Source organism: Methylobacterium sp. E-016, from assembly GCF_022829745.1.
GTDB lineage: Bacteria > Pseudomonadota > Alphaproteobacteria > Rhizobiales > Beijerinckiaceae > Methylobacterium.
Window position 1 is genome coordinate 1 of record NZ_JAKSYF010000049.1, and the last position, 2,869, is coordinate 2,869.

Genomic DNA, 2,869 nt, shown 5'->3' on the forward strand with positions numbered 1-2,869 from the left:
ACAGCCGGCGGCGACGATACTGACGATGCCCCATTTGCGCCGAGCTACGCCTTCCGAACGCGCCGCATGAGCGGCGATGGCGGATGAGGCGTAGATGCCGACGCTGCATACGACTGCGGCCAACAGCAACAGCTGCTCGTCGTGGAAGTCTCGAACGCAAGTCACGATCGAATGCATGTCGACTTCACTGGTGATATCAGAGTCGGAAGTGTCCGGTGATCAGAGGTGGCCATCGCACCTGGCTGCGGTGGCTTTACTCGTTTACTCGCGCCTTTTTTTATGGCCGCGCCTTCGGGTGTGGACCGAGCAGAGTTTTGCCGTGTCGGATCAGGAGCTCGACTTCCGCTAGGGCTCGCACGAAGATGTCTTTCAGGTCGTCGGTGGAGGGACCAAAGCTCGGGTGCATCTGCAACGAAGACGCCCAAAATTTTTCGGTGCCCGATCGTAATGTCTCTCGTTGAGCGCGTAGGCCTTGGAGCAGCAAGCGAACCGGCACTGCGTTGGTGGATCCGTTTTCCTGATCGGCATCCACGATCGTATCACGTGCGCTTGAGCCGACGGCCGACCGCGTCGGCTCGGACCATCGGACAAGAGAAGCGAACTCAGCGCTCATCTCGTCCGCGCCTGGGACGACGTCTCTAGACAGCCGCTCGTGATGCCTGGCGAACCTTTCGGGTGGCTTGATCGACCTGCTCGCTTGCCCGGGCGATGTCCTCCATGCTTCCGGCAATCGTCGTCACCCCGTGGGCGGCCGTATGCATGCTTCCCGACATCTCCCGGGTCACGGCGGACTGTTCCTCCACAGCAGCGGCGATGGCGCCCGACACCTCATCGAGCGAGCGTATCGTTCCCTGGATGGAGCCGATGGCATCCACGGCTTCGCGTGCGGCGGCCTGTGTGGCGGAGATCTGCCCACGGATCTGGTCGGTCGCCTTGGCGGTCTGCTCAGCCAACGCCTTCACCTCGGAGGCGACCACCGCGAAACCTTTCCCGGCCATGCCGGCGCGCGCTGCTTCGATAGTCGCGTTCAAGGCCAAGAGGTTGGTCTGCGCGGCGATGCCCTGGATCAGCGTCACCACGTCGCCGATCTGCGCCGCCTGGCCGCTCAGCCCGGTGACGATGCTGCCCGTGCGCTGTGCCTGCTCGACCGCCTGGGCGGCCATCCGCGCGGCATGGCTCACCTGCTGGCTGATTTCGCCGACCGAAGCCGATAACTCCTCCGCGCCCGAGGCGACGCACTGGATGTCGTTGGACACCTGCCCCACCGTGCCGGCGGTCTCGGCCGTCTGACGGGTGACGTTCTCGACGGCTTGGCCGATCGCGTCGAGATCGGTGCCGATCGCCTGCTGCGCTTCGGCGCGACGCTGCCGCTCGTGCACCTGGGCCGTGATGTCGGTCGCGAACTTCACCACCTTGATCGGAACCCCATCGCGATCACGGATCGGATTGTATGTTGCCTGGATCCAGACCTCACGACCGCCCTTGGCGATCCGCCGGAACTCGCCCGACATGAACTCGCCGCGTCCCAGCTCAGCCCAGAAGCTGCGATAAGCCTCCCCCGTCCGCTCGTCCGCATCGACGAACATGCTGTGCCGCTGCCCGCGGATCTCATCGAGCCGGTAGCCGACGGCAGCGAGGAAGTTGGCGTTGGCCGTCAGGACGGTGCCGTCGAGCGAGAACTCGATCACCGCCTGCGAGCGGTTGAGGGCAGCAAGCTGGCCTTCATGGTCGATCGCGCGCTGAACCTGCGAGGTGATGTCGGACGCGAACTTGACGATCTTGCGAACGCGGCCGGCGCGGTCCAGCACCGGATTATAGGTTGCCTGAATCCAGATCGCACGACCATCGTTGGCAATGCGCTTGAACTCGCGGGTCTGGGACTCCCCTTTGCGCAATGCGTCCCAGAACGCGTGATAGGCCGGCGCGTCGCGCTCTGCCGGCGTGACGAGCTTGCGGTGGTTCTGGCCCTTCAGTTCCGCCAGCGTGTAGCCAACGAGGCCGAGGAAGTTCGCATTGGCATCGAGGATCGTGCCATCGGGGGCGAACGCGATGCGGGCGCGCGAGCGGTCGATGGCCTCGAACAGCGCACGGAAGGAGCTATCGAACAAGCGCACCAACAAACTCCCAGCCGGAGGGTCTACGACCTCTTCGACTTGAATTGTAATTCTTGCGGTAAATTATAGATTAATTTCGCAATCAAACTGCCTATTTGTCGCACATCCAGTATATTTTTTACAATCTAGAAACCGCCCGGAAACACTCGAAGTATGGTAAGGGCCCTTGTAGGATTTGCCCTTTCGAGCGTATAGGGCTCTTCCACCCCGTCCCTTGCAAACCTCAAGTTGGCAGAGTTCCGTCAGTCGCCTTCTGAGCCCCTGAGACATCAGCGCCCCACCGCCATATCGAGCAGCGCCAAGCCGACCGCGGCACGACAGTGTCTGCTTCTGCCAAATCCCACCCGGAAGCAGACCGTCTCAAACGCACCCAACCCGGACTGGGAGAGCTACACACAGCGCTACGCGCCGGACTGGCACTGCGACCTGATGGAGCAGCTCGCCGATTACGGTGCCGTGGCGCGCATGGGTATGGAGGACGTGGCGGTCGCGATGGGCCTGCCGGGGAAAATCGGGGGACACGGCTCAGAGGTTGCCGCGATGGTGACAGCCGGGGAGATCGACCGGGTCCGCTCCTACTGCGAATGCGACTGCCTGAACCTGTTCGCGCTCTACTGACCTGACCGGTATTTTGGACCGAGCCGATTGAGAGGCTACTGCATGGTAGCGGCCATGGGTAGCCGGAAAGCCAGGTCCGGGAAGGTGACAGGCGCGGGCGGCCGATAGCCCAAGGACGAATGCGGTCGAACGCGGTT

2 protein-coding genes are annotated in these 2,869 nt (G+C 63.0%); one reads left to right on the forward strand and one right to left on the reverse strand.

The window, feature by feature from the left end:
* Positions 1–638 precede the first annotated feature (638 nt).
* A complete protein-coding gene (locus tag MKK68_RS03720) occupies positions 639–2,120 on the reverse strand; it encodes a PAS domain-containing protein (RefSeq protein ID WP_244028804.1) in 1,482 nt (493 codons plus the stop codon).
* A 222-nt stretch (positions 2,121–2,342) separates the two neighbouring features.
* Here MKK68_RS03720 and MKK68_RS29380 point away from each other — a divergent pair, with 222 nt between their 5' ends.
* Positions 2,343–2,732: a hypothetical protein gene (locus MKK68_RS29380; protein ID WP_279605197.1), complete on the forward strand. Its 390-nt coding sequence runs from the start codon at positions 2,343–2,345 to the stop codon at positions 2,730–2,732.
* Positions 2,733–2,869: the final 137 nt, after the last annotated feature.